23 protein-coding genes are annotated in these 26,630 nt (G+C 55.0%); 16 read left to right on the top strand and 7 right to left on the bottom strand.

The genetic code is table 11. The features are described from left to right. Positions 1–38: 38 nt before the first annotated feature. The 3 genes from MIH19_RS01670 (at position 39) to MIH19_RS01680 (ending at position 2,290) form a co-directional block, all read left to right on the top strand. Complete coding sequence (locus MIH19_RS01670; RefSeq protein WP_249007263.1) at positions 39–1,421, top strand: ribonuclease J; 1,383 nt, start codon at positions 39–41, stop codon at positions 1,419–1,421. 58 nt (positions 1,422–1,479) lie between these two features. Further along, positions 1,480–1,635, top strand: a complete 156-nt coding sequence (locus MIH19_RS01675; protein WP_249007264.1) for a hypothetical protein — start codon at positions 1,480–1,482, stop codon at positions 1,633–1,635. Positions 1,636–1,864: 229 nt separating this feature from the next. Further along, the gene (locus MIH19_RS01680) at positions 1,865–2,290 is read left to right on the top strand and encodes a hotdog fold thioesterase (protein WP_098419900.1); all 426 of its coding nucleotides are present in this window, start codon (positions 1,865–1,867) and stop codon (positions 2,288–2,290) included. A gap of 39 nt (positions 2,291–2,329) precedes the next feature. On the opposite strand, the gene MIH19_RS01685 is transcribed toward MIH19_RS01680, so the two are convergent. Then, complete coding sequence (locus tag MIH19_RS01685) at positions 2,330–2,710, bottom strand: rhodanese-like domain-containing protein (protein ID WP_249007265.1); 381 nt, start codon at positions 2,708–2,710, stop codon at positions 2,330–2,332. A gap of 345 nt (positions 2,711–3,055) precedes the next feature. Here MIH19_RS01685 and MIH19_RS01690 point away from each other — a divergent pair, with 345 nt between their 5' ends. The 8 genes from MIH19_RS01690 to MIH19_RS01725 all read left to right on the top strand — a co-directional run bounded on the left by MIH19_RS01690 (position 3,056) and on the right by MIH19_RS01725 (position 13,322). After that, positions 3,056–4,069 carry a DUF2235 domain-containing protein gene (locus MIH19_RS01690; RefSeq protein WP_249007266.1) on the top strand — a complete coding sequence of 338 codons (1,014 nt, stop codon included), beginning with the start codon at positions 3,056–3,058 and terminating at the stop codon, positions 4,067–4,069. Positions 4,070–4,125: 56 nt separating this feature from the next. Then, a complete protein-coding gene (locus MIH19_RS01695; RefSeq protein WP_249007267.1) occupies positions 4,126–5,823 on the top strand; it encodes a methyl-accepting chemotaxis protein in 1,698 nt (565 codons plus the stop codon). Between the two features lie 24 nt (positions 5,824–5,847). Further along, positions 5,848–6,912 (top strand): TRAP transporter substrate-binding protein, encoded by a 1,065-nt coding sequence (locus MIH19_RS01700; protein ID WP_249007268.1) that lies wholly within the window; start codon positions 5,848–5,850, stop codon positions 6,910–6,912. Between the two features lie 138 nt (positions 6,913–7,050). Further along, positions 7,051–8,187 carry a spermidine/putrescine ABC transporter ATP-binding protein PotA gene (gene potA, locus MIH19_RS01705; protein WP_249007269.1) on the top strand — a complete coding sequence of 379 codons (1,137 nt, stop codon included), beginning with the start codon at positions 7,051–7,053 and terminating at the stop codon, positions 8,185–8,187. Next, positions 8,171–9,031, top strand: coding sequence for a spermidine/putrescine ABC transporter permease PotB (gene potB / locus MIH19_RS01710; RefSeq protein ID WP_249007270.1), 861 nt, complete (start codon positions 8,171–8,173; stop codon positions 9,029–9,031). The genes potA and potB overlap by 17 nt, the downstream gene beginning before the upstream one ends. Beyond that, positions 9,031–9,798: a spermidine/putrescine ABC transporter permease PotC gene (gene potC, locus MIH19_RS01715; protein ID WP_249007271.1), complete on the top strand. Its 768-nt coding sequence runs from the start codon at positions 9,031–9,033 to the stop codon at positions 9,796–9,798. The genes potB and potC overlap by 1 nt, the downstream gene beginning before the upstream one ends. After that, entirely contained in the window at positions 9,795–10,835 is a 1,041-nt protein-coding gene (locus MIH19_RS01720; RefSeq protein ID WP_249007272.1) for an extracellular solute-binding protein, read from the top strand. Before potC ends, MIH19_RS01720 begins: the two co-directional genes overlap by 4 nt. A gap of 345 nt (positions 10,836–11,180) precedes the next feature. Next, positions 11,181–13,322, top strand: coding sequence for a GGDEF domain-containing protein (locus tag MIH19_RS01725; RefSeq protein ID WP_249018615.1), 2,142 nt, complete (start codon positions 11,181–11,183; stop codon positions 13,320–13,322). An 11-nt stretch (positions 13,323–13,333) separates the two neighbouring features. Here MIH19_RS01725 and MIH19_RS01730 read toward each other — a convergent pair whose 3' ends face one another. The 5 genes from MIH19_RS01730 to MIH19_RS01750 form a co-directional block, all read right to left on the bottom strand. Next, complete coding sequence (locus MIH19_RS01730) at positions 13,334–13,777, bottom strand: universal stress protein (protein WP_249007274.1); 444 nt, start codon at positions 13,775–13,777, stop codon at positions 13,334–13,336. 15 nt (positions 13,778–13,792) lie between these two features. After that, positions 13,793–15,079, bottom strand: coding sequence for a TRAP transporter large permease (locus MIH19_RS01735; protein ID WP_249007275.1), 1,287 nt, complete (start codon positions 15,077–15,079; stop codon positions 13,793–13,795). Positions 15,080–15,129: 50 nt separating this feature from the next. Then, positions 15,130–15,720 (bottom strand): TRAP transporter small permease, encoded by a 591-nt coding sequence (locus tag MIH19_RS01740; RefSeq protein WP_249007276.1) that lies wholly within the window; start codon positions 15,718–15,720, stop codon positions 15,130–15,132. Between the two features lie 125 nt (positions 15,721–15,845). Further along, the gene (gene dctP, locus MIH19_RS01745) at positions 15,846–16,871 is read right to left on the bottom strand and encodes a TRAP transporter substrate-binding protein DctP (protein WP_249007277.1); all 1,026 of its coding nucleotides are present in this window, start codon (positions 16,869–16,871) and stop codon (positions 15,846–15,848) included. A 138-nt stretch (positions 16,872–17,009) separates the two neighbouring features. Next, positions 17,010–17,549: an alpha/beta hydrolase gene (locus tag MIH19_RS01750; RefSeq protein WP_249007278.1), complete on the bottom strand. Its 540-nt coding sequence runs from the start codon at positions 17,547–17,549 to the stop codon at positions 17,010–17,012. A gap of 119 nt (positions 17,550–17,668) precedes the next feature. Between MIH19_RS01750 and MIH19_RS01755 the strand changes: the two genes are divergently transcribed. Next, positions 17,669–18,217 (top strand): glutathione peroxidase, encoded by a 549-nt coding sequence (locus MIH19_RS01755; RefSeq protein WP_249007279.1) that lies wholly within the window; start codon positions 17,669–17,671, stop codon positions 18,215–18,217. 158 nt (positions 18,218–18,375) lie between these two features. After that, a complete protein-coding gene (gene ovoA / locus MIH19_RS01760; RefSeq protein ID WP_249007280.1) occupies positions 18,376–20,556 on the top strand; it encodes a 5-histidylcysteine sulfoxide synthase in 2,181 nt (726 codons plus the stop codon). Positions 20,557–20,624: 68 nt separating this feature from the next. Here ovoA and nfsA read toward each other — a convergent pair whose 3' ends face one another. Then, entirely contained in the window at positions 20,625–21,398 is a 774-nt protein-coding gene (gene nfsA / locus MIH19_RS01765) for an oxygen-insensitive NADPH nitroreductase (protein WP_249007281.1), read from the bottom strand. Positions 21,399–21,560: 162 nt separating this feature from the next. On the opposite strand from nfsA, the gene ttrB reads away from it, so the two are divergent. Genes ttrB through MIH19_RS01780 form a run of 3 tightly spaced genes read left to right on the top strand, consistent with a single transcriptional unit; the run spans position 21,561 to position 26,592 of the window. Beyond that, entirely contained in the window at positions 21,561–22,340 is a 780-nt protein-coding gene (gene ttrB, locus MIH19_RS01770) for a tetrathionate reductase subunit TtrB (RefSeq protein WP_249007282.1), read from the top strand. After that, the gene (nrfD, locus tag MIH19_RS01775) at positions 22,321–23,430 is read left to right on the top strand and encodes an NrfD/PsrC family molybdoenzyme membrane anchor subunit (RefSeq protein WP_249007283.1); all 1,110 of its coding nucleotides are present in this window, start codon (positions 22,321–22,323) and stop codon (positions 23,428–23,430) included. Before ttrB ends, nrfD begins: the two co-directional genes overlap by 20 nt. Positions 23,431–23,490: 60 nt before the next feature. Then, a complete protein-coding gene (locus MIH19_RS01780) occupies positions 23,491–26,592 on the top strand; it encodes a molybdopterin-dependent oxidoreductase (protein WP_249007284.1) in 3,102 nt (1,033 codons plus the stop codon). The last annotated feature ends 38 nt before the right edge of the window (positions 26,593–26,630 follow it).

A 26,630-nucleotide genomic window follows, 5' to 3' on the forward strand; every position in this document is an offset into this window, starting at 1 on the left:
CCATAACGGCGAAAATTCAACCTGAGGGATTTTTAATCATGACGCCGGATTCCAATGACCTGTGGTTTTTACCCCTTGGTGGCACCGGCGAGATTGGCATGAACCTGAATTTGTATGGCCACGATGGCAGTTGGCTAATGGTGGACTGCGGCGTAACCTTTCCAAAACCGGGCCGTTTGACGGCAGACGGCAGCATGCACCATCACGGCGAACCGCCGGTACAAATGGCAGACCCCGCTTTTATTGCTGATCGCCGCGAAATGCTCTGTGGCCTGGTGATTACCCATGCCCACGAAGACCACGTGGGTGCCGTGCCTTACCTGTGGCCATTGTTGCAATGCCCGATTTATACCAACCGTTTTACCGCAGAAATTTTGCGTCGCAAACTGGCCGAGTTCAACATGCTGCACCGGGTTCCCATTGTCGTGATGGAAACCAATGATCGGCGTCAAATCGGCCCGTTCAACGTGCAGTGGTTGGCGCTGACCCATTCCATACCCGATCCCAACGCGCTGATGATTCGCACGCCGGTGGGTAATATTTTCCACAGCGGCGACTGGAAGCTGGACGACCAACCACTGATTGGCCATGGCTATAGTAAACAGACATTCACGGATTTGGCGCTCGAGGGCGTAGCCGCCATGGTGTGTGATTCCACCAACGCGACGGTCAAGGGCCATTCGGTGTCTGAAGGTGCCCTGCATAAAGGCCTGTTAAACGCAGTGAAAGGCGCAGACGGCCGTGTGGTGGTGGCGTGTTTTGGCAGCAACATTGCCCGCCTGCACACCCTGGCGGCCGTTGCCCGTCAAACCGGGCGCTATATGGGGCTGCTGGGCCGCTCGCTGGTGAATATGAGTTCCGCCGCAAAAGCCGCAGGCCTGTGGCACAGTGCCGACGAGTTAATCAATCCTGCCCACCTGGGCTATTTGCCGCCGCACGAGGTATTGGTGGTGGCAACGGGTAGCCAGGGCGAGCCGCGCACGGCCTTGCGCCGTCTCGCTAATGGCAGTCACCCGGATGTTGAGCTGGAAGCCGGTGACACGGTCATTTTCAGCGCCCGCGCCATTCCCGGTAATGAAGAGTTGATCGCCGCGCTGATCGGCCAACTGCAGGGAATGGGGGTAAAGGTGATTACCGCCGAGCAGTGTGACTTGCCGATACACGCGTCTGGCCACCCGGCGCAGGAGGAGCTTGAGGCTATGTATCGCTGGGTTCAGCCTGCCGTTGCCATTCCGGTACACGGCGAAGAAGAACACATGGCCGTGCACGCTCGACTGGCAAAGCAAACCGGGGTGCCCAAAACCCTGGTAGGGCGCAACGGAGATCTGTTTATGATTCGCCCGGTACCGGGTATGCGCCGTCAAATTACCGAAACAGGGCGCCTTGGTTGGCTGAAACAGGCGTTGGTGCGAGTGGTTTAAGCGCGCTGACGGCTTGGTAAAATGGCAGACGTTAGTGCGTCGCAAAAGGAGTAGTCCGATGAAATCCATACGCTTGTGGGATTTACCCACCGGGCTGTTTCACTGGCTGCTGGTGCTGGTGATTGCTCTGTCTGTTGCAGCATTAGCCGTTTGGGTGGCCAATGGCGTGCTATTGCCACCTCCGCCACCACCACCGCCGGATTTGGGGTGGTAGGCAGCGCAGGTACCAAATAAACGCTAGCAGCCTGTCGGAATGGCTGCGCTGAGCGCAGCCGCCAAGAAAAATCCTGATGCACGCATGATGTTCACTCTCTCGTTGGTACCAATGCCAGCTTGCAGGGCACTTGTGGGCGCTCGCAGTCTGGCTGTTCGCTTGCTATCTGGATAGACTAGTGTCAAATCCTACAGGTCACAAAAATACTCACTCACACAAGGCGCGAACCATGGCGATATGGACTCGAATTCCGACCAAAGAAGACATCATCAAAAGCTGTCAGAATACCGCCGTTAGTCACATGGGTATCGAATTTCTGGAAGTGGGTGACAACTTCCTCAAGGGCCGCATGCCCGTTGATGAGCGCACAGTTCAGCCATTTGGCATTCTGCACGGCGGCGCATCGGTGTTACTGGCCGAAACCCTGGGTAGCATGGCCGCTAACTGCTGCCTGCGTGATCCGGGTACCGTGGCGGTAGGACTTGAAATCAATGCGAATCATCTGCGTCCCGCAACCAGCGGCTGGGTTTATGGCACAGCAACCGCCATTCATTTGGGCAGCACGACTCAGGTCTGGGACATCGTGATCGAAGACGAGAACGGCAAAAAAACCTGCATTTCTCGCTTGACCATGGCCGTTACCAAGGCCCGTTAGCCCTTCTTGTTGCGCTTTGCCGTTGTTAACGCCCGGCTGTTAATTGAAGCTGGGCATTTCCGGCTTGGCTTGGGGTTTGCCCGCGGCCTGCCAGGCCTCAAAGCCGCCCGCAATAATTTGAACGTGCATGTAGCCCATATCTTTCAATGCCTTGGCAGCTAACGCTGAGCGCCCGGAGTTCTTGCAGTAAAGCACGATATCCAGGCCTCGATTTTCCAGCGAGGGGTCGTTGCTGAACTTGAACTCTAGCAAACCGCGGGAAATGTTAATCGCTTGAGGTATGTGGCTTTGGCGGTATTCATCGCCGTCACGCACGTCAATCAACAAGTCTGCTTTTTTAATGACTTCATCAGCCTCGGTTAGCGCTGTTTCCGAAACGTGCAATTTAGCCTCTGCCACCAGATCCTGAACGGTTTTCATGGCAACTCCTCGGTTTGAAATAAGGTTATTCTAAAACTGAATAAGCCGGTATTATGCCACTGTTAATCTTCAACTCAAAGTGTATCCGGGTTTGCCGACTATTCCCATTTCCTGATATTGCTTAGTGTTCAAGTAGTCGCGGAAGGATACTCTGGCCGTTTTCATGGCGAAAACCGGATGTTGGCTGCGAAACACTTCGCCATTTTCCAAAACGCTCAGTATCGGGGCAGCGTTTAAAATATACCCGCAATAGCGCAAACAGAGGCGGCCGTCACAAAACGTTCTGGCAGGGCCTGACTATACTAAATGGCAGGCATAAGCCCCACGGCTAACGAGAACAGTACTATGGCCAAACGGATCGTTATTTGTGCAGACGGCACCTGGAACCGGCCTGAAGAAGACCTGCAAAAGGATTTTCCAACCAACGTTTTGCGGCTGGCCAGAGCAATAACACCAGTGGCCGCGGACGGTATTTCGCAACAGGTGTTTTATGATTGGGGCATAGGTTCGTATCACAATGCGTTAATTGGCGGGGTGACGGGCCAGGGCCTGCATAAAAATATTCTTGATGGCTATCGTTATTTGGTTCAGAACTACGCGCCGGGTGACGAAGTTTATCTGTTTGGCTTCAGCCGCGGTGCCTACACGGTGCGGGCGCTGTGTGGCTTGATTAACAACTGCGGCATTGTTGCGCGAGTAGATGCTGCACGTATCCAGCAGGCGTTTGAACACTATAAAAAGCCCGGTAAAGACTATGCCCCTGACGGCATACAGTCGCTTGCGTTCCGCGCAGCCCACAGCCATCCCTCGCGTCAGGTCCGGTTTGTAGGCGTTTGGGATACAGTTGGTGCTCTGGGGGTACCCTTCTCGCTGATGGGCCTGTTTGACAGTAAAGACGAATTTTACGACACCAAGCTGGGTAGCAACGTGAGCTTTGCCCGCCATGCTCTGGCAATCGACGAGCGTCGGGAAGATTTTGAGCCCACGCTTTGGCTGTCGAGACCGGGGCTGGACTTGCAACAGGTGTGGTTTGCCGGCTCCCATAGCGATATTGGCGGAGGTTACGAGCCAGACGATCAGGGTTTGCGTGCCGCCGACTATTCATTGGCATGGATGTTAAAAGAAGCAGAAACCAGCGGCTTGGGGGTAGAAAACCATCTGTTTGAAGCACTCAAGCCCGATGCCCGCGCCAAATTGCACAACTCGCGGCGCCACGTATTCCGTTTCGCCCGCCCGCTGATTAGGCCTTTGCAGGTACCAGACATCGAAACCCGGCTTCACAAGTCGGTTGGCGAACGCTGGCGTCGCGATCCGGATTATCGCCCGCCCAACCTAAAAAGGGTTGGCTTTGCAGGCTAAGCCACTTAATGTGATGGTAAAATTAATAGTCAATTTTAATGAAAGGATGCATTTTAATGGACCTGCTAAGCCGCCTTCGCGTTCGCACACGCCTCTTACTTATCGCTCTGATTCCTGTTTTTCTCACTGCTGCGGCGATTAGTTTCATCAGCTTTGAACAGCTCCGTAGCAACGAACAACGCCAACTTGGCCAACTTGCGCAGCTGGAAGAGAGCCTGCTTGAATCCCGGAAAGACGGGCTAAAAACGCTGGTAGAGGTAGCCAAGATCGTAGCTCTGGAGGCTAAAAACAACCCCTTACTGACCGAGCGTGAGGCTAAGGAGGCGGTCGCAAACCAGCTGCGGGCCATCCGTTTTGACAGCAATAACTATATTTACGCCTACGAGCGCACCGGCCCTGGCCAGTTTAGAAATCTTGCTTATGCCCCTGACCCAAGTAAAGAAGGTGTTGTGTCTAGCCCGACCACCATTAGTGTTGTGCGGTCTTTATTTGATGCGACCAACGGCGATGGCTTTCTTGGCTATGACTGGGCGAATCCGGCCAGTGGTGAGAAGGAGCCAAAGGTTTCTTACACCGTGACCATACCCGACTGGGACTGGATGCTGGGTGCCGGTGTTTACGTGACCGATATCGATCGGCAGCTGGCCGTTATAAGAACCAACCTCGATGCCAAGCTGGCTGAAGCCCTTGCGTTTATTGCCCTGGCCACGGCGGTTATTGTGCTGCTTGCCGTGTTTATTGGTGTGTTTGTGGGGCGCACGGTGACCGGACCATTGAAGACTGTAAGCGACCTGATGGAAGACATCGCCAACGGCGATGGTGACCTGCGCAAGCGTCTGCCCGCCGAGGGCAACGACGAGCTGGCGGAACTGGGACGCCGCTTTAATACCTTTGTGATCAAAATTCAGGAAACCATTCGGCAGGTATCGGCTACCACCGATCAGGTGGCTTCCGCTGCGGAAGAGCTGAGCAGCGTGGCCAATGAAACCCGCGCTTCGGTTCAGCGGCAGGGTTCGGAAACCGATCAGATTGCATCTGCGATCCATGAAATGGTGGCGACTATCCAGCAGATTTCCGGCAACGCCAACGATGTTGAAAGTTCCGCATCCGATGCCGATCGCATGGCTCGGGAAGGCGGTAAGACCATCGCTTCGGCGCAGCAAGCCGTGCATCAGCTTTCCGACGAAATCCAGGCCAGTGCCACCACTATTAACTCACTCGCGGAGCGCTCAGACAATATTCAGAAAGTGCTGGACGTGATTCATGCGGTGACGGAGCAGACCAATCTGTTGGCGTTGAACGCGGCTATTGAAGCAGCTCGGGCCGGCGAACACGGCCGTGGTTTTTCGGTAGTGGCTGACGAAGTGCGCCAGCTGGCTCGGCGCAGTGCCGAATCGGCGGACCAGATTCGCGAGATGATTGACGGATTCGTGACTGAATCTCGTGCCGCCGCCGAGCGTATGAACCAGTCGCGGGAGCGTTCGACTGAAACCATCGAGCGTATCAGCCATGCTGCTCAGGCTTTAGCCACCATTGAAACCTCGGTTGGGCAGATACACGACCAGATCACCCAGATTGCCACCGCGTCCGAGCAACAAAGCCAGGTGGCCGAAGAGATAAATCAAAACGTGGTGCGTATTGTCGATGCGGCACAGCAAAGCGATACTGGGGTTGGCCAGACCCACGAGGCCAGCCATGAACTGGCACGTTTGAGTGAGTCTTTGCGACACTTGATCGGAAACTTCAAAGTTTAAACACAACAATAAGGTGACATAACAATGCGCAAACTGATCGTGGCCACTTTGGCCTTGGCCGCAACCCTGGCGACATCTTCAGCATTGGCTGAGGAAACTTATAACCTGCGACTGGCGGAAACCTGGGGCCCCAACTCGCCCATATTGGGGGACACCACCAAACACATGGCAGAGATGGCAGAAACCATGTCGGGCGGACGGCTGAAGATCCGTATTGACTCGTCCAACAAGCATAAAGCGCCTTTTGGCATTTTTGACCTGGTGCGCAACGGCCAATACGACATGGGCCACACGGCCTCTTATTACTACAAGGGCAGCATTCCTAACGCCATGTACTTCACCACCGTGCCGTTTGGCATGATAGCGCCAGAGCAATACGCCTGGTTCTATCACGGTGGCGGCATGGAGCTGGCACAGAAGGTTTACCAGCCTTTTGGCCTGCTGTCGTTTCCCGGTGGCAACACCGGCAACCAGATGGGCGGCTGGTTTCGTGATGAAATCACCTCATTGGATGACCTGAAGGGCATTAAAATGCGCACCCCGGGGTTCGCGGGTGAAGTGATGTCAGAGCTGGGTGTTGCGGTAACCAACATTCCGCCGGGCGAACTCTATAGCGCTCTTGAAAGGGGCACTATCGACGCCGTTGAGTGGGTAGGCCCGGCTCTGGATTTGCAGATGGGTTTTCACCAGATTGCCAAATACTATTATTCCGGCTGGCAGGAACCCGGCGCTGAAGTCCAATTTCTGATTAACGAGAAAACCTGGAACAAGCTGCCAGAAGACCTGCAGGAAATTCTGCGTGTGGCCATGCGCACTGCGGCCTATGACATGTACATCCAGAGCACCCATGAAAGCGGCGTGGCCTGGAGCCGTATGCAGCAGGATTACCCGGACGTTACCCACAAAGTCTTCCCGCCGGAAGTCATCAGCGCTCTGCGCGATGTCACCGAAAGACTGTTGAAAGAGGCCAGCGCCGCAGATCCGTTGGCAAAAGAAATCATTACTTCCCAGCAGGAGTACCTGAAGCAGGTGCGCCAATGGACTAACATTTCTGACAAGGCGTATCTGAACTCGGTCGTTAACGAATAAACAGGCGGAACACCAGGATTTGGCAGGGTCAAAAACTGGTTAAAAAGAATGCAACTGCGGGCGTTGTGGATTATCCTCACGCCCCTTTTGCTTTTTGCTTTCACCCACGGTGACACCGTTTCGATTTGGGCTGATTTGATGGAAAAAACGTTACTTTCGCTGAGCACAATCAGCAAACAGTTCGACGGTAAAACCGTATTGGATTCGCTCACGCTGGATATTTTTGACGGTGAGTTCATTACCCTGCTAGGCCCTTCCGGATGCGGCAAAACCACATTGTTGAGAATGATGGCAGGTTTTGAGCTTCCCGATAACGGCACCGTTACCCTCGCCGGAGTCGACATTACAGACCAGCCTCCCGAGCAGCGCCCCCTAAATACCGTATTCCAGAGTTACGCCCTTTTTCCCCACATGTCAGTGTATGACAACGTGGCCTATGGCTTGAAAATGGAAAAACGCCCAACAGCAGAAATCCGCGAACGGGTAGACGAAGTCTTGGCGATGGTACAGCTGGAAGATTTCGTCAAGCGTAAGCCGCATCAGTTGTCTGGCGGCCAGCAGCAACGGGTAGCGATCGCTCGCGCGGTGGTGAAGCGGCCAAAACTGCTGTTGCTGGACGAACCCTTGTCCGCACTGGATTACAAGCTGCGCCGCACCATGCAGGTAGAACTTAAGCGTCTGCAGCGTGAACTGGGCATTACCTTTGTGTTCGTAACTCACGATCAGGAGGAAGCGTTGTCTATGTCAGACCGCGTTGTGGTGCTGAAAGACGGCTATATCCAACAGCTGGGCACACCGCGGGAAGTTTACGAGCGCCCGGCCAACTTATTCACCGCGCGTTTTGTGGGGCAGACCAACTTTTTTCCGGGACAGGTCACCAGCATTGGCGATCGCGAGATCAGCGTGGATGTGTTTGGCCTGAAGCGGGTGCTGAGTAAACCCTCTTTCCGTGTAACCATAAACCAGTCACTGCACGTATTGCTGCGCCCGGAAGACATCCGTGTGCTGGCACCAGACGACAGCGAGGGCGTTGCCGGCGAGATTGTGGAGCGCAATTACAAAGGCAGCACTCTGGATTCGGTGATCGAGCTGGAAGACGGCAGCCAGGTGATGGCCAGCGAGTTTTTTGATGAAGACGACCCAACCTTCGATTACAACATTGGCGAGAAAGTTCGGGTTAGCTGGGTAGACGGCTGGGAATGGCTGTTGGCCGAGGAACAAGACCAACCGCTGACCGACGAAGAGGAGCAGGCGGCCGATGATGCTGAGCATTAGGCTACAGCCTTTTAAAACCGCTGTTTTGGTGCTGGTGTGGGGTTGGCTTCTGTTTCTGGTGCTGGCGCCCAACCTGCTGGTGGTGGGCGCCAGCGTGATGACCCGCGACCCATCCACGTTTATCGCCTTGCCGCTGAACCTGGATGCTTACCGCCAGTTGTTCAATCCGCTGTATCTGGATGTATTTTTGCACTCCTTGTGGATGGCGACATTGACCACGGCGATATGCCTGCTGATTGGCTATCCGTTTGCCTGGGCGTTGTCCAAAGTGCAGAAACGCCGGCAGATGCTGCTGATATTTTTATTGATCATACCCTTCTGGACCAATTCGCTGGTGCGGGTTTACGCGCTGAAGCTGATTCTGGCCGCCAACGGCCTGCTGAACAGCGCTCTGCTGTGGCTGGGCTGGATTTCTGAACCCTTGCAAATGTTGTACACCCAAGGCGCGGTGATCATTGGATTGGTGTATCTGCTGCTGCCGTTTATGATTTTGCCTCTGTACGCGGTGTTTGATGATTTACGTCAGGACGTGCTGCTGGCTTCCCACGATCTGGGCGCAGGGCGCTTTGCCACCTTCACAAATGTGATTATTCCGCTCACCTTGCCGGGTGTTTTGGCCGGCGTTATGCTCGTGTTGCTGCCGGCCATGGGGTTGTTTTTTGTGCCTGACATACTCGGTGGATCGCGTAACCTGCTGGTGGGCAACGTGATCAAAAACCAGTTTCTGGACGCCCGCAATTGGCCCTTTGGTGCTGCTGCCAGCATCGTGCTTACCTTGACCATGGCGCTGTTGATGTTTGCCCATCGCCTGAGCAAACAGCGCCTCGGCGAGGAGAGTTCCTGATGCGCTGGCTACCGCGGACTTACCTGGCGCTGGTCTACCTACTGCTGTACATCCCCATCGCTGTGTTGGTGGTGTTCTCGTTTAACGATTCGCGCACAGGCTATAGCTGGGGCGGGCTTAGCCTGCGCTGGTATGAATCGCTGTTTAACAACCACGCCATGATGAAAGCCTTGGGTAACTCGCTGTTCCTGGCGCTCACGGCCGCTACCGTGTCTACCCTGATTGGCGCGTTGACTGCGCTGGCGCTGCACCGCTATCGCTTTCGCGGTAAAAAAGCGCTGAAAGGCATGTTGTTTGTGGTGATGATGTCTCCCGAAATCGTACTGGCAATATCCTTGCTGGGTCTGTTTTTGCTGGCGGGAATCCAGCTGGGCTATGTGTCGTTACTGCTGGCCCACGTCACGTTCTGCTTGCCGTTCGTGGTGATTACCGTCATGGCACGGCTCAGCGGGTTTGACGAACGTTTGCCGGAAGCTGCGCGCGATTTAGGCGCCAGTGATTTCACCATGACTCGTACCGTGCTGATTCCGGTGATTATGCCGGCGCTGCTGGCGGGTTGGCTGCTGGGTTTTACACTGTCTATGGATGACGTGGTCGTCAGCACCTTTGTTAGCGGACCCAGTTACGAAATATTGCCCCTACGCATCTACTCCATGGTGCGTGTGGGCCTGAAACCTGAAGTGAATGCTTTAGGCACTTTGTTACTGGTGTTTTCACTGGTGATGCTGTTGTTGTCGCAATGGATATTGATGAGGAACAAAAAATGAAAAAACTGGCATTGGCGGGAATACTGACGGCTGGCCTTGTGGGCTGCAGCTCGGAAGAGCCCAAGGTACTGAACCTGTACAACTGGTCTGAATACATGCCTCAGGAGGTGATGACCCGCTTCGAGGAAGAAACCGGTATACAGGTGGTATACACCACCTATGACAGCAACGAGGCCATGTACGCCCGTTTGAAATTGCTGGACGACAGCGCCGCCTATGATCTGGCCGTGCCGTCTACGTATTACGTGAGCAAAATGCGCAACGAAGGCCTTTTGATGCCGATTGATCGCAGCAAGATTGAGGGCTTTGACCAGCTCGACCCGGAGCTGATCAATCTGGATATCGATAAGGGCAACGAATACAGCGTGCCTTACATGTGGGGCACCACCGGGCTGGGCGTAGACACCGCCGCCATTAACGGTGAGCCGGTCACCGCCTGGGCTGATTTGTGGGAAGAGCGTTTTAGCGGCCGCGTCATTCTGACCAACGACATGCGCGAGGTGTTTCACGTGGCATTGCGGGTGTTGGGTTACTCTGGTAACAGCACCGATCCGCAGCAGATTGAAGAAGCCTATGAAAAGCTCACCGAACTGATGCCTTCGGTAAGAACCTTCAACTCCGATGCCCCGCGCATGCCGTTTTTGGAAGGCGAAGTGGATATTGGCATGATCTGGAACGGTGAAGCGGTGATGGGCAAAGACGTCCTGGAATCGCTGGAATACGTGTATCCGAAAGAAGGTATTATTGTATGGCTGGACAGCTTCGTCATTCCGAAGAATGCGAAGAACCCAGATGCCGCCCACAAGTTCATCAGCTTTGTGCTGCGCCCGGAAATTGCTGCCCTGATCAGTACAGATATTGGCTACGCCACACCGGTGCTACCTGCGCGTGAACTGCTAGGCGATGCGGTTGCCAACGATCGCGCGAGCTACCCCACGGCGGCCGACATGGTAAACGCGGAGTTCCAGACCGATATCGGTGACGAGGCTCTTCAGGTTTATGCCAAGTATTGGGAAAAGCTGAAGTCAGGTCGTTAATCCGACCTGCTATAAGCGGCCTGCCTGTTGGCAATAGCGGCCAGGCAGGCCGATGAGTGCAAAAGCGAACTCGCAGCCGTTTATGCGTCGTAAAAGTAGGTCTCAGACATGGCAATGATCTACAATCATGTGATCACCACAGCCGGAAGGCCGCTTCTTTCGATGTTATTTGCACCCCTCCGCCTGACACTCCCGTGCCTCATTGTTGCTGTCCTGTTTTGGTTGGCGATAGCTTCTTCAGTTGCCTCTGCTGCCAGTCAACCGGTCACCGAAGGCTGGGAATATCGCTGGGGCGACTCCTCGATAGACGCCAACGGTGTCCCTACATGGACAGAAACGTCCGCCTTGGATCAGTGGTCCGCCATCGATTTCCCCTCAAACCCGCCCGACCGGAATGGTCGTAATAACGTGTGGTACCGAGTAACACTGCCGGCCGGCGACTGGCACGATCCGGTGCTCTATATATTCAGTGTTGATCTGATTGTTCAGGTCTGGCAAGGCGACCGGCAGATTTACCAGTTTGGTGAGTTCGATGCCGAAGGCCGTGGTGAGTTTGCCGGCTGGCCTTGGCATGCCATTGCACTGCCGCCGGATTACCACGACAAGCCCCTGTATTTCAGAATTTATTCCAACTACATCGATATTGGTCTTTGGGGCGAAGTGGCCATTATGGAGCAGCAGGCTCTGGTACCTTATATTCTAAAAAATTCGCTAAAATCACTGATCGTGGCAGGAATGTGCGCGCTTCTGGCCCTACTAGCCGCAATTTTTGCCTTTGTACGCAAAGACGATCGGGGCTTTAATGGCATTGCTTTATTTGCCTCCAGCTCAGCGCTCCTTCTATTCTCCGGTACGGATGCGAGCCAACTGCTATGGCGCCAGCCACTAATGTGGGAGTACCTGGAAGCCGGCTCTTATTACATGGTGCCAGTCGCTTTGGGTGTGATGTTGGCGCAGTGGCTTGGCCCAAAGCCGGCGCCGCTGCTCAAACGTCTGTGGCAGCTACACCTGCTGTACCTGGTGTTGGCGCTGGGGGCATCGCTTTTGGGTCTGGTCACGCTGGCATCTACCTACCCCGTGTTTGACGTGCTGTTTCTGGTGTCCCTGGTCATCATGTCGGCCATGGCGGTGTTCGGCATTCGCCAGATGTCTGGTGATCAGCGGCTGTTGCTGGCGGTATTTGGTGTTTATTGTCTTCTGCTGATGGCCGATATGGCGGTGGCTCACGGTTTTCTGCCTTGGGTAAGAGTGCCCGTCAGCTGGGGTGTTCTGTTATTTCTGCTGGCGGTTATCAGTATTTCGGTGGCGCATTACCGTCATATACAGATTCAGCTTCAGCAAATGAATGCGCGTCTTGAGCAGGAGGTGGCTGAACGCACGGCCAAAGCCGAGGCGCTGACCCTCCGTGAACGCCGGCGAGTAAAACTGTTGACGTTTGAAAACGAGAAAAACCGCCTGTCGGATGACGTTGTCGCGGGTCTGCAGAGCTGCACTTCGTTAGCGCAGGCGATGAAATTGCTGGTGCTCGAACTTCCTGACTTGACCAGTCCACTGCGGGGTGCCCTGTACCAGCCGGATGCGCTATGTACTTACTCACCTGAGGACTGCTGGCGCCAGGTTGTGAGCTGGGGTTACAACTCTAACTCTTCCGGCCCTTTCACCAACGCCAGTCCGCTGCCAGAGGCGTTTGATGGCTTAATAAACCTGCCGCCGCCCACTCGTCTGTTTGCGGACATCCGCGACTTGCCGCCAGACGATACCGATTTACCCGGAGCTCTGCACAACCTGTGTTTGTGGATTAACGTGCAAAAGGCTGAGAGCGGGAGTCACACTATTGGCTTTTTGCAGCTGGAAATACCGGAATACTTTTCTGCCAACACAACTGAATATGGCATCGCTCGCCTGTGTTTCTCAATGGATCAGATTATCCAGAAAATCGGGCTTACGCTGTCTGGCGTGTTGCTGCATCAGGATTTACAACGACTTTCCTATGAGGACGCGCTCACAGGGCTGCACAATCGCCGCTTTTTCGATCGGTTGATGAAGCACGAGATAGCCGTGTGTCGGCGCAGCCAGCGGTCGCTGACGCTACTGATTGCGGATGTGGATCACTTCAAACGCTTCAACGACGATTACGGCCATGAAGCTGGCGATCTGGTGCTGCAACGTATCGCCAGTGAATTGGCGCCAGCGTTACGTGAAAGCGATACGGTGTGCCGTTACGGCGGCGAAGAATTTGTGGTGCTTATGGCCGGTGCCAGCAGTGCCCAGGCGCAGGTAAAAGCGGAGGCGCTGTGCAAGCGGGTGCAGGACATCAAGCTCGAATATGAAGGTGTGGTTTTGCGGCCTTTGACGATTTCAGTAGGGGTGGCCAGTTGGCCGGACGACACCCTCCAGCCAGAAAAGCTGATGGGGCTGGCCGATAAGGCGCTTTATCGAGCGAAACGAAATGGCCGCAACCGCGTGGAGGTGTCTTCCAGCGGTTGAGGCAGGGCCAGTCAGACCACCAGCACCGGGCACTTGGCGTGGCTGGTTACCCGGTGCGATACGCTGCCTAATAATATGCCGTCTTTGTCGCTATGGGTGCCGCGGGTGCCCACCACAATCAAGTCAGCTTCTTTATCTTGGGCGAACTGTACGATGACTTTGGACGGCCGTCCGCTTTTGACAAAACCGCGCACATGAGTGGCGTTCTGCTCCTTGGCATGTTCTTTGGCGTGATTCACAACCTCCTTGGCGTACTCTGAAAGCACCTTGTCGGGGATGTCCATGCTGTCAGGGCGGTTGATGGACAAAGATGCCTCAAACAGGCTGTGGTGCTTGTACACGCACAGCAAAAAGATTTCGACGTCAGGAATCAGCTTTTGCAAACCGATGGCTTTATCCAAAGCGGTCATTGAGTTTTTTGAGCCATCGATGGCGACTAATATGCGTTTGAACATTCCGTTGTCTCCTGATTAGGCCGGAAAGGCCAGGTCGCGCAAGAACAGTGCAATCTGCGGGAACGCGATAATCAATCCAGCCGCAACGATTAACATCGCAATGAACGGCGGTGTGCCACGAATTACATCCATATAGGGCCGTTTGAAAATGGCGATGGCGGTAAATATGTCGCAGCCAAATGGCGGGGTGGCAGAGCCAATGGCCACCTGCAAGGTGATGAGTACACCCACTAACACAGGGTCTAGCCCTGTGGCCTGAATGGCCGGCGCAAATATCGGCGTCAGCACCAGAATCACCACAATCGGGTCCACAAACATGCAGGCAATAAAGAACGCGACACAGATGGTAACCAGCACACCAACCGGGCCGGCCTCATTGATTCCCACCGATTCCAGAATGGCCTGAGGGATCTGTGCAAACGACAAAATCCATGAAAAGCCATTGCCCACCGCCACCAGAATAAACACCACGGCGGTGATCAGACCTGTGGATTTGGCAATGCGGTAAATATCCGGGAGTTTCAGCGAACGGAAAATCAGAAATTCCAGCAAGAAGGCATACAACACGCATACCGCGGCGGCTTCGGTGGGGCTGAAAATACCGCCGTAAATACCACCGACAATAATGACCGGGAAAAACAACGGCCACAGAGCCTCGCGCACTGCGCGCCCGCGCTCGCCCCAGGTTGCTTTCGGTTCTGTGGGTACATTGTTCTTGTAGGCGTAATATAAGCAGTAGAGTGAAAACATGACCAGAATCATCAGGCCCGGGCCAATACCCGCGATGAACAATTCAGCAATGGAGGTTTGCGAGATAACCCCGTAAATGATCATGCCAATACTGGGGGGAATCAAAAACGCGATATCACTGGCGTTAATAATCAGCGCCAGGGTAAATGAATCGGAATAACCCGCTTTCAGCATTTTTGGCCGCAACGGTGAACCCACCGCTACCACGGTGGCCTGAGTAGACCCCGACACCGCTCCGAACAGGGTGCAGGAAGTGGCCGCACTAATAGCCAGTCCACCTTTAATGTGGCCAATAAACGCCATCACCATATTAATCAGGCGATCCGCGGACTGGCCGCGAGTCATAATATCTGCGGCCAGAATGAACATCGGCACCGCAATAAGCGATGCTGGGCGAATGCCGCCCATCATCTGCTGAATAAAAGTGCCCATCTGGCCGAAGCCGTCGAACATCATTACAAAGCCAACAACAGCAGCGGTTGTCAGCGGGATCATCATCGGAAAGCCCATTAGCAGGAGCCCGATCATAATGACCATCAGTATTGTTGCCATGATTCTTGCCTTTTATGGTCTGCTCAGAGTCTGGCCTGATTCAGGCTGCTTTAAACTTCGGTTTCGGTCTCTGCATAGCCGTCCACCACACCGGTGGATAAGTACACGCCTTTACTGGTTAAGTTTTTGACGGCGGTCAACAAATACTGAATGCCGGTAACAGCAAAACCGATGGGTGCCCAAACATAGATCATCCAGATGTCTATGCCCAACGCGGGTAGAATCCGACCGCGATCGTACAAAGTAACGATGTAACCGTAGGAGTGGTAGCACAGAAAGAACATCATCGCTGCGGTAAATAGAGCGATAATAATCATTAGTACTTTTCGGCCCTTAGCGGGAAAGGCGTCGTAAATTGCAGACATGCGAATGTGGCGCCCGTGGCGGGCGGCGTAGCCGATGCCGGCGAAGGTAACCAGAATAATGAGTATGCGGTTGATCTCGCCCGAGAAAAACATACCTTCACCGAATATGAAGCGAGCAATCACGTTCACGCAGGTGTTCATTGCCATCAAAATAATGCCGGCTGCAAGTATTATCGCCTCGGTTTTGGCAATCCACTCATCGATGGTGCCCAGAAAACCGGGCAGTCCCGAGTCATAATGGCCGGTGTCGTCTAAATCCGGGGAGTTTTCGGTCATGGGCTATGCTCCGGAATGGCAAAATCCCGGCCGGTAGGGGAAAAGCCCCGGCTGGGCGGGGTTAGTCTTTAAGCCCCGCAGGCAAATGATCGCGGGGCCATGAATACAAAAAGAATAACGAGCTGTTATTTTTTGATGTTTTTCAAATCCTGCTTGAACTGGTTCAACAGTTGCTGACCACTCTCGCCGGCCATCTCAACAAACTTCGCCTCAACCTGCGGGGCGCGCTTGCGGAACACGTCGATCTGCTCTTCGGTCAGGCGTGTAACGGTGACTTCGTCACTGCTAGCCTGGATTTTTGCCAGGGCTTCATCAGCCAGGCCGTCGATATGAACAAGAATTTCTTCAAAGGCGAAATCAGACGCTTTGTTCACTAACTCTTTGTCTGCGTCTGAGAGGCCGTTGTAGAAGTTCTGGTTGGCCATCATTGCGGTGGTGAACCAGCCGTGACCGGTAAAAACCAGGTTAGGTGACACTTCGTAAAGACCGCCGGACTGAATCCAGAAAATCGGGTTTTCCTGGCCCTGAAGCATATTGGTCTGCAGCGCGCCGTAAACTTCACCCCAAGGCAAGGGCGTAGGCGTGGCGCCAAAAGCGGAGTAGGTTTCCGACAGCAACGGGTTAGTCATCACGCGAATCTTCTTATTTTGCAGCTCTGCCGGGGTCGTAAAGGGTTCGTCGAGCGTGACGACCATTTCACCTTCCGGATACATCTGCAGCAACTTCAAGCCGTTTTCTGCGTAAAGCTTAGGGAAGTCTTCGTTGATAGCCTTACTTTCACGGAAAAAGGTAACCACCGTTCCCATGTCTGTAGGCAACAGATACGGGATAAAGAAAATTTGCGCTTCTGGAATCAGGGCCCCGGTAAAACCGGGCGACTGGTTTACAAAATTCAGAATGCCGGCCTGGGTCTGCTCCATAATGTCATCAGACTCGCCCAGTTCACCGAAGCGATAAACCTGCACCGTATTGTCGGAGTTGTCTTCGATGTACTCTTTAAATTTGTAAGCGAAAACGTCCTGAACATCGCCTTCGTATTCTTCGTGAGCATAACGCCAGTTGGCAGCGTTCACCGAGTTGGCTGCGGTCAGTGCCGCGAACGTCAGTGCAGAAATGCCTGCCAGTTTCTTGAATTTACTCATGCTGCTCATCGCGTAATCTCCGCTTCTTTTTCTGAATTGGTTATTCTTCTGTCTTTAGACTGGCAAAACAACGGGTGAAGCGCAAGTTTACAGATAAAAACTTGAGCTTCGCTTACTATCTTTTTCCTGGTCAATAACATGCTGGAATTAAGGCGTATTACGGTCTTCCAGACATGTTTGCAAAAAACGTTCAAACTCTTGGGTTATTCGCTGTACGCTGTTTTCGAGCCGGTGGCCATCGTTCAGTACAAGGGCGCTGATGCCTTGCTGTTGTGCCAATTCCAGCACAGGCATTACCGGAACAACGTCATCTTCCCAACCATGAATAATCTGGCTGAACGTGGCACAAATCTGCGGCCTGGGTTGTGGATAGCCCACGAGTGCCAGTGCGGGGGCTAATAAAAAGCAGCCCAGTACCGGATTCATGGCGCTTGTTTGCGCACACACCCAGCCGCCCATGCTGGACCCTGCCAAAACGGTACGCTGGGGGGCAGCCCCAACTCGCTCCATAGCTGCCTGCATCTGCTTCAGGCGGGTTGTCGGGTCTTTACTGCTGCGATGGTCCACCGCTTCGGCCACCACGCCCGGGTATTCTTCCGCGACCGCTTTCATAGCTTGAATCTTAGTACTGCGGGGGCCACTTTCCAGTCCGTGGGACAGAAATACGTGAAAAATGGGTAGTGTCATGGTTTGGCTCCTGAGGATTTATTTATTTCCCGGCGGCAAAAAACGGCGACGCAGAAAACCGTTGCGGCCGTGATCGCGTAACTTCATCTACTATTATAAAGAATAACAGGAGACGCATTATGTTCAGATGGCCAGTCAGCGTTGCACTGCTTTTGCTGTGGGGAGTTGCCCCGGTTGTGGCAGAAGAAGCCGTGGGTTGTCCGGCATTTTTGGACCACGATCTGCCGAAACTTCATTCCAAAGATACCGTCAATTTATGCGAACTGGCTGCCGGCAAGCCGATGTTGGTGGTGAATACTGCCAGCTTTTGCGGTTTTACCAACCAGTTCACCGCCCTTGAGCAGCTGCATCAGCGTTACGGTAAAGAGGGCTTGGTGGTGGTTGGTTTTGCCAGCAACGACTTCCGCCAGGAGGCAGACACCGAGGAGGAAGCGGCCACCATCTGTTTCAAAAATTTCGGCGTCACCTTCACTATGATAGCCCCCGGGCCGGTCACCGGTGCAAACGCAACGCCTGTGTTCGCCCACATCAATCAACAGAGCCAGCCGCCGCAGTGGAATTTCACAAAATACCTGTTGAACGATCAGGGCCAGGTAGTGGAATCTTTCTCAAGTAGCGTGCTCCCCAGCGACAAACAGATAACGCAGGCGGTGGAATCTGTACTCTAACGCAGAAAATGTCCGCGTCGAATGAAGCTGTTTCCTGGGCATCAGCGTACATTTCACCCAATCAGTATTTGCTCGCGGGTCGTTTTCCTGAGGGTATTTGAGAGTTTAAGGCTAACCCGCTGAAATAATCAGAATTAGAAAGGAATCAGGAGAGAATTGTGACTGAAAAAACCGCTGAATTGGTTGCCGCGCCGGACCCTGCCACCAAACCGGCTGAGCCGTTTAGCCGCACGGTTAATCTGGCCAAAGGTGACGTGCAGCAAAAGCGCGAGGAAATCGAGCGTTGTTTTTGCGACACTTTTGACACCTACGAATCCCTGTTTACAACATTGGCCGGTGACGACGCTTATTTTAAGAAGTCGATACCTTTGCGCCACCCGCTGATGTTTTATTTGGGCCATACAGCAACTTTTTTTGTCAACAAGTTGGTATTGGCAAAAATTCTGCCCGAGCGCATTGATCCTGCGATGGAGTCGACCTTTGCGGTGGGCGTGGATGAAATGAGCTGGGACGACTTGAACGAAGACCATTACGCCTGGCCTAAAGTGTCGGCAGTTATGGCCTATCGCCAAAAAGTTCGGGCGATGGTGGTGGATCTTATCCGCACCTTGCCCTTGCAGTTGCCGGTGGGCTGGAAGAGCCCGTTCTGGCCGATTTTGATGGGCATCGATCACGAGCGCATTCACCTGGAAACCTCATCGGTGCTGATTCGCCAGCAAAAGCTGGAGTATCTGCAGCCGCAGCCAGAGTGGACGCCCAACACTCAAAGCGGGGAAGCTCCGCAGAACAAGCTGCTGCCGGTGGCGGCGGGCGATGTGGCTTTGGGCCTGCCAGTTGACGGTGAGTATTACGGTTGGGACAACGAATATGGCCGCCATGAAGCCAGCGTAGACGCGTTTGATGCGTCAAAATATTTGGTGAGCAATCAGGAGTTTCTGGAATTCGTTGAAGCCGGCGGCTACAGCGAAGAGGCTTACTGGAGCGAAGAAGGCTTGGGCTGGCGCGCATTTGCTAAGGCCAGCCACCCCACTTTCTGGGTGTGGCGCAATCAATGGTTTCTGCGGTTAATGACCGAAGAAGTGGAAATGCGGTGGGATTGGCCAGCGGAGGTGAACTACCACGAAGCTAAAGCCTTCTGCGAATGGAAAACCGTGGATAGCGGCCGGCCTGTGCGGCTGCCCACTGAAGACGAATGGCACCGCCTGGCCGAAGTGGCTCAGGTAGCGGAAGTAGGCGCCGAGCCGGCTGCGGCCAACCTGCATTTGGATCACGGCGCGTCTTCATGCCCGGTTACGCGCTTCCGCCACGGCCAATGGTTTGATGTTGTCGGTAACGTATGGCAGTGGACTGAAACGCCGATGTACCCGTTTGCAGGGTTTGAGGTGCATCCGTTGTACGATGATTTCACCACACCCACATTTGATAATCGCCACAACCTGATTAAAGGCGGGTCGTGGATTTCTTGCGGTAACGAGGCGCGGCTCAGTGCCCGCTATGCGTTCCGCCGCCATTTCTTCCAGCATGCGGGATTCCGCTATGTGGCTTCGGAGGCTGAATTGAAGAACCCCAGCGCATATTACGAAAACGATGTCATTCTTGCCCAGTACTCGGAATTCAATTTCGGCGAAAACTGGCACGGCGAAGCCAACTTCCCCAAAGAACTGGCGATGGCCGGTATTGCGGCCTTAGACGAGCGCTCAGCGGCTGACCAAAGTGGCGTAAGCTATGGCCGCGCCCTGGATATCGGCTGCGCTTGCGGCCGCACCAGTTTTGAGTTGGCTACCCGCTTTGAGCATGTGGACGGCATCGACTTTTCAGCCAATTTCATTCAGAAAGGAGTGGAGATGGCAGAGCAGAAAGTGATTCGCTATGCCCGCCCGGAAGAGGGTGACCTGGTGAGTTACCACGAGCGCACCCTAGAGGAATTGGGCCTGACCGAGTCTGCCGAGCGTGTAGCCTTCCATCAGGGCGACGCTTGTAACTTGAAGCCGTTGTTTAACAACTACGACCTGATTGTGGCTGGCAACCTGATTGACCGCCTGTACGATCCGGCGAAGTTTCTGACCCGCATTCACGAGCGTCTGAACGACAACGGCGTACTGGTGATTGCATCGCCCTATACCTGGCTGGAGGAATACACTCCGCGAGACAAATGGGTTGGTGGTTACAAGAAAGACGGTGAAAATTACAGCACTCTGGACGGTTTGAAAGACTTGCTAGCACCGCATTTCCGTTTGATGAGCGCGCCGCGCAGCCTGCCATTCGTGATTCGCGAAACCCGTAATAAATATCAGCACAGCCTGTCAGAACTGACAGTGTGGGAAAAGGTCACGCCCTGATACGCATCACATCAGGAGCCAGGGACAGATTTCAAATCTGTCCCCGATTTACCATTCCGACGTGCCGCCTATTGCCGGCCTAAACCGCGCTTTTCCAGAAACTCCTTCAGATGCAGGCGCAGCTTGCTGGTGAACAGGGGTTTAAGCTGCTTCGACCAGTTGCTGGACTTATTACCGCCGAGGCGCTCGCTGTAATAGGTTTCCATAGTGGCGTCAAAGCCATCAATCAGCGCGTTGTCCTGTTCGCTGTTGTAACTGTCCGTTTTCACGATGACGCTAAGTGGCAGGCGTGGCTTCACTTGGGGATCCTGGTCCGGATAGCCCAGACACAGGCCGAATACCGGATACACCTGATCGGGCAGGTCCAGCAGGTCGCTAACAGCGGCCGGGTCATTACGGATACCACCGATGTAGCAAATGCCCAGCCCTTCAGATTCTGCTGCCACCACAAGGTTCTGCGCCATCATTGCTGAGTCTATGCTGGCCACCAGCAACTGCTCGGTGGTGCCGGTAATTATTTCGGCGCCAGCTCTTGCGGCAGCTTCGGTCGGGCGCTTCATATCGGCGCAAAACACGAAAAAGTTCGAGGCGGAAGCGACGTAGCCCTGGCCACCGGTCAGCTCTACCAAGCGCTCCCGCTTGACGGTATCGACGACGTGAATCAGCGTGTAAGCCTGCACGTGGCTGGAGGTAGCGGCGCATTGGCCGGCGTGCAGCAGATTAGACAGCAGCTCGGCCGGAATTTTCTGGTCAGTAAACTTGCGAATGGAACGGTGGCGGCTAAGCAGGTCAAGCACCGGGTTGGCAGATGCATTGAACGCTTTGTTTTGAATAGCAGTCATGGGGCCTCTTAGGCTGAAAAAATACAACAGTACTATGCCAGATGTGCCTATCTGTCGCATCAACTCTCCCAAAACTTGATGACGGTCAAATCAATCCCGGCAGTGAATGTTAGCCTGCTCACCAAACACCTCTGACAGACTTGACGAACCGCTGGAGAGCCCATGGACACCATGCGCCGAGCCCTGTTGGGGCAAATTGCCAAGCTTACTGCGGGCGCTGCTCTGGTGCCGCTGAGCAGCATTGCCTCTGCGGGCATCAACCACCAACCACCAAGGCGTGAAGGCGACCCCTCAAAACGCTATGCCATGCTGATTGACTTGCGCGCCTGTATTGGCTGCCAGGCCTGCACTGTGTCGTGCCACATTGAAAACGAGGCGCCATTGGGTAGTTTTCGTACCATTGTGTCCCAGTACGAAGTAGAGCACGAAGACAGCGGCGACATAGCCACATTCATGTTGCCGCGGCTATGCAACCACTGTGACTCACCCCCCTGTGTGCCGGTGTGCCCGGTGCAAGCCACCTTCCAGCGTGAAGACGGCATTGTGGTAGTGGATAACGACGTTTGCGTGGGTTGCGCCTACTGCGTGCAAGCCTGCCCGTACGACGCCCGGTTTATCAACGAACACACCCAAACCGCCGACAAGTGCACCTTTTGCGCCCACCGCTTGGACGTAGGTTTGTTGCCGGCTTGTGTGGAATCCTGCGTGGGCGGTGCCCGCATTATTGGCGACATTCGTGACCCAAACAGCCAGATCAGCCAGATGATTGCTGAGCACTCAAAAGAACTGATGGTATTGAAACCCGAGCAGGGCACCTCTCCCCATGTGTTCTATCTGGGTATGGATGACCGTTTCATATCACGCCCCGACGCCAAGCCGGCACTCTGGGATGTCCGCGGCCCAAAAGGTGAGGAGATGGGCTATGAATTCCATGGTCATTGAGGTTTTAACACCGCGCTACGCCATGGCCTGGTATCCCTGGGCGGTGCAGTATTTTTTTATGATCGCCATTTCCTACTCGGCGTTGATGCTCACCGTGCCTGGCCTGCTGCTAGGTAAACAGCGGTTTTTACTGTTAGCTAAAATTGCTTTGCTGGTCAGCGTTAGCTGCACTCTGGTGGGTCCGGTAGCCCTGTTGGCAGACTTGCACCAGCCGCTGCGATTCTGGCACTTCTACGCCAACATAACGCCTTGGTCCTGGATGTCTATTGGCAGTTTGCTACTGCCGCTGTACCTGGTCCTGGTGGTGGCTTACGCCTGGTTGGCCTGGCGCCCCGCCATGCAGGAGCAGGCTCAGGAAGAGGGCTGGATGGCTAGATTGTCCGGCTGGATCGCCTTGGGCCAGTGGCACTCACCCCGCTGGATGTTGATTTTGTCGGGTCTGGGCGCGCTGGTGTTTTCGTTCGGAATAATGCTCTACACCGGCGCCGAAGTGGCCGTTCTGCAATCCCGTCCGTTGTGGCATACCGAGTGGCTACCCGTGATGTTTGTGATCACCGGGCTGGTTGCCGCGGCGGGTCTGGTATTGCTGCTGAACCGGTTGATGACCGGCAACGACGAAGACGTGAACCGCCAGGGTCTGACGGTGATCTTTGTCGGCATGATATTGGCGGCAGTGGTTGCGGCCCTGTGGCTGACCGAGGGCATTACCGGCTACAGCCCGTCGGTTCAGGAAGCTTTTGCCTCTGTTAAAAACTCGCCCCAGTGGACCGCCGTTGCGGTGTGGGGCCTGCTGGCCGGTATCGCGCTGGTACTGTCAGCGGCGGTGTTGCTGAAAAAACAAAGCTGGCTGGGTTTTGGCTGGCTGGTAGGTTTACTGGCGCTGCACGTGGGCTGGACCTTCCGCTGGATGGTGCTGATGGAAGTGCAGACCGTGGCCAAGAACACGGCTGGTTACTACCAATACGCCATCGAAGCCGGCTCTTACGGATTTATGGGCATTATCGGCACCTTTGGCCTGTGGCTGGCGGCCCTGTTGATTATCGACATCCTGGTGCCCTGGAAAAAAGGCATGCAGGTGCGCGCACGCTGATTTTCGGCCCAGGCTGCCGCCGCAATAACGTCCGCAGCCGGCGTCTTGAGGAGTTTAGAAATGGACAAGAATCGTCGTAATCTGATCAAAGGTGCTGCCGCCGCTGGCGGTATAGCAGCGTTTGGGGCCGGCTATTACGGTCCGCTGGAAAAAATGGGCAAGGGCCTGATGAACGGTACCGCCGGTAAGAAAACCGCCGACCGCCTGCACGGCAATAGCTTGTCGCCAGAATACAGCGTAGACCCGCAAACCGGCGAGATTACACTCAACCCGGACCAGCGCATTGCCTTTACCGTGTGCTACGGCTGCACCACCCAGTGCGGCGTGCGGGTGCGTATTGATAACAATGAAGAAAAAGTTCTGCGGGTGTCGGGTAACCCTTACCACCCATTGTCTGCGGACGAGCATCTGGACGAAGATATCCCGGTGCTGGACGCCCTCAAGGGCCTGAGTAGTTTTCAGGATCGGGGCCAGCTCAACCGCTCCACCGCCTGCGCCCGCGGCAACGCCGCCATGGCTCAGCTCACCAGCAACAAGCGGGTATTGCAGTGCCTGAAGCGGGTGGGTCCTCGCGGCAGTGGCCAGTGGCAGACCGTTTCATTCGAGCAGCTGCTGGACGAGATTGTGGAAGGCGGTGACCTATTTGCGGAAGGCGCGGTAGACGGCCTGCGCGCCATTCGCGACGTTGAAACCCCGCTGGACGCCAATAACCCCGAATACGGTCCCAAAGCCAACCAGCTGCTGATGATGGAGGCCACCGACTACGGCCGTTCCGCACTGCTCAAGCGCTTTGCCTTTAACGCCTTTGGTACCCGCAACTACGGCCATCATGGCGCTTATTGTGGCCTGGCGTTCCGCATGGGTTCTGGCGCGCTGATGAACGATCTGGCTAAAAACGCCCACGTGAAACCAGACTTCGCCAATACAAAATTTGCCCTGTTTATTGGTACCGCACCCAGCCAGGCCGGTAACCCGTTCAAGCGTCAGGGCCGCTTGCTGGGGCAAGCCCGCAGCACTGGCTCTTTGGAATACGTGGTGGTAGACCCGGCCCTGAACGCGGCCGCATCCCACGCCGCCAGCGATCGCAACCGTTGGATTTCCATTCTGCCGGGCACCGACACCGCGCTGGCCATGGGCCTGATTCGCTGGATGCTGGAAAATAACGGCTACGCGGCGGATTACCTGGCACTGCCGGGCCACACCGCGGCCAGCGCCGCCGGTGAAGCGGGCCACAGCAACGCCACCCACCTGGTGATTGATGACGACAGCCACCCAAGGGCTGGCTACTTTCTGCGTTTGTCTGACCTTGGTCAGGCTGAAGCAGGATCTGAAAACGATCACCCGGTGGTAGTCAATAACGCCGGCGATCTTGAAAGCGCCGAAGCTGCCAGCCGCAGCCAGCTGTTTGTGAAACGCCAGGTAGATACCGCGGGTGGCACCACTACCGTGCGCAGCTCGCTGTTCAAACTGCGCCAACAGGCCCAGGCTTACAGCATTGAAGAGTACGCCGACTACTGTGGCATAGAGGCCGGTACCATAAAGGCCCTGGCTAAGCGCTTTGCCCGTTTTGGCCGCCAGGCCGTAGCAGACGCCCACGGCGGCATGATGTCCGGCTCGGGCTTTTACGCCTCTTGGGGCGTGAATATGCTCAACTTGCTGGCCGGCAGCTACAATCAGAAGGGTGGTATGGCCCACGGCGGTGGCAAGTACAACGGTATGGGTAATGGTCCGCGCTACGACCTGGAAAGCTTTCCTGGCCAGGTTGGCCCCAAGGGTGTGTTTTTGTCGCGTTCGCGTTTTCCCTACGAGAAAACCTCAGAATACAAACGCCATGTGGCCAACGGTGAATCGCCGTATCCGGCCAAAGCCCCCTGGCGCAAGCTGGCACCGCCGATTCTGACCGAGCACCTGTTATCCGGTATTGACGGCTACCCGTATCACATCAAAGCCATGATCGGAGTAATGGCAAACCCGCTCTACGGCCAGGCGGGCCTGACCGAGATGATTGAAAGCAAGCTGAAAGATCCGAAAAACATTGGCCTGTACGTGGCGGTAGACGGTTTTATCAACGAAACCAACCGTTACGCGGATTACATTGTGCCGGATTCGGTAATGTACGAAGTCTGGGGCTTCACCGGCGCCTGGAGTGGCACCGTGACCAAAATGACCACCGCCTGCTGGCCGGTGGTTGAGCCACGCCAGGCAAAAACCGCCGCCGGTGAGCCGGTCAGTATGGACAGCTTTTTTATCGAGTTGGCCAAACGGCTTGATTTGCCGGGCTTTGGCGACAACGCCATCGCCGGTGCCGACGGCAAGAACCATCCGTTGAACCGCGCTGAAGACTACTATTTAAGGGCGGCGGCGAACATTGCGCTGGCAGGTAAACCACTGGCAGATGCCTCCGCAGAGGACATCCACGCATCCGGTATTGAGCCGTTAATGGAGCGCTTGCAAGGCACTCTGGCGGCGGACGAAGTGGGCCCGGTGGCGCACCTGTACTCCCGCGGTGGTCGCTTCGAGAAAATGAAAAAGGCTTATGACAGCCAGAAACTCGGCTACACTTGGACTCGCCCGCTGTGCGTGTACAACGAAGAGGTGGGCACCACCATCGACAGCTACAGCGGTAAACGCCTTGTGGGTACGCCTATGTTTCATCCGCCCAGGTTCTGGGATGGCTCGGCGCTGCGGGATCACTTTACTCAGGAAGATTGGCCACTGTTGGCGTTCTCGTTCAAGTCCAACCTGATGAACTCCTATGCTATTGGTCTGGAACGGCTGCGCATGATCAAACCTTATAACCCGGTACTGCTGCACTACAAAGATGCCGAAAAATACGGTGTGAAACACGGTGACGCCATCGCCATCGAAAGCCCCGGTGGCAGGGTGGTTGCCCTGGCTCTGGTGGGCGAGCACGTACATGAGGGAGCGTTGGGTATCGAGCATGGCTACGGTCACCGCGAACTGGGCGCGGGTACCCATGTGATTGATGGCGAGAAGCGCCCGGGCAACGAATACCTGGGCGCTGGCGTGAACCTGAACGATCTGGGCTTTGCCGACCCCACCCGTAAAAGCGGAACCGCCACTTGGCTGGAAAACGTCAGTGGCGCCTCGGTGCGCCAGGGTTTGCCGGTGCGTATCAGCGTGGTGAACGACCTGATCTGACTCGGTAGACCTAACCCGGTGCTATCAAAAATATCAAA

The sequence above is a fragment of the Marinobacter sp. M1C genome, assembly GCF_023314135.1.
Lineage (GTDB): Bacteria > Pseudomonadota > Gammaproteobacteria > Pseudomonadales > Oleiphilaceae > Marinobacter.